Origin of the sequence: Pseudomonas sputi, assembly GCF_021603585.1 — a bacterium.
In the GTDB taxonomy this organism is placed as follows: Bacteria; Pseudomonadota; Gammaproteobacteria; order Pseudomonadales; family Pseudomonadaceae; genus Aquipseudomonas; species Aquipseudomonas sputi.
This window is the reverse complement of record NZ_BQHI01000065.1, coordinates 1-946: the sequence shown is the minus strand read 5'-3', so window position 1 is coordinate 946 and position 946 is coordinate 1. Positions and strand designations below refer to the sequence as shown.

General features: G+C 57.4%; 1 protein-coding gene. It reads left to right on the top strand.

The window, feature by feature from the left end:
- Positions 1–80 precede the first annotated feature (80 nt).
- The coding region (locus L6D81_RS29310) for an ISL3 family transposase (protein WP_236182999.1) at positions 81–946 on the top strand (866 nt) is incomplete at its 3' end.

Here is a 946-nt window from a genome sequence, read left to right as displayed (position 1 = left end):
CCGGGAAACATAGAAACAAGAACGCCGATTTGGTTGATGATGTTCGTGCGAGCAAACACATCTAACAAACCGGCGTTCTTATGCGCGATATTAATACTTTCCTTCCTTTTTGGGAGGGCTTTTCTGTCGTTACGATCAAGCCTGAGGGTGATGCCCTCCAGATCGACCTGACACCCCACGCCACCCGATTCCCTTCCTGTGGCGGGTGCCAAAAACCCTGTTCAACGACGCATGAGTATTGCGAGCGAGTCATTCGTGATTTGCCGATTCTCGGTCGTGCAGTGCGCCTGAGCGTTTTGCTCCGACGCGTTGGTTGCCGCGACTGCGGCAAACGCATGGAGGCCGTCAGTTGGCTGGATCGCTATGCGCGCATGACGCGGCGTCTGGCAGAGGCAGTCATTCAAGCCTGTGAACGCCTTCCCACGCTACACGTGGCGCAGATGTTTGGGCTGCATTGGGAGACCGTTCGGTTGCTGGAGCGTCGAGCCTTGCAAGCAGCATTGAGCGTGTTGCCAAAGGCGCAACCGCGACGTTTGGTGATGGACGAGTTCGCATTGTTCAAAGGTCATCGTTATGCCAGCGTTGTTCTGGATGCGGATACGCGACGGGTGCTGTGGATCGGCGAAGGCCGCAGCCGAGCGGCGGTCAGGCCATTTTTCGAAGAGCTGGGGCCAGAGGGGTGCGCCCGAATCGAAGCGGTGGCAATGGACATGAACACCGCTTTTGACCTGGAGGTTCGTCAGCACTGCCCAAAAGCGCGAGTGGTCTATGACCTTTTCCATGTGGTGGCCAAATATGGCCGAGAGGTGATTGATCGGGTTCGCGTCGACGAAGCCAATCGACTGCGTCATGACAAGCCGGCCCGAAAGGTCATCAAGCAGGCGCGTTGGCTGCTCCTGCGCAACCCGCAGAACCTGAAAACACCGGAGCAACAGGTCCGCTTGGA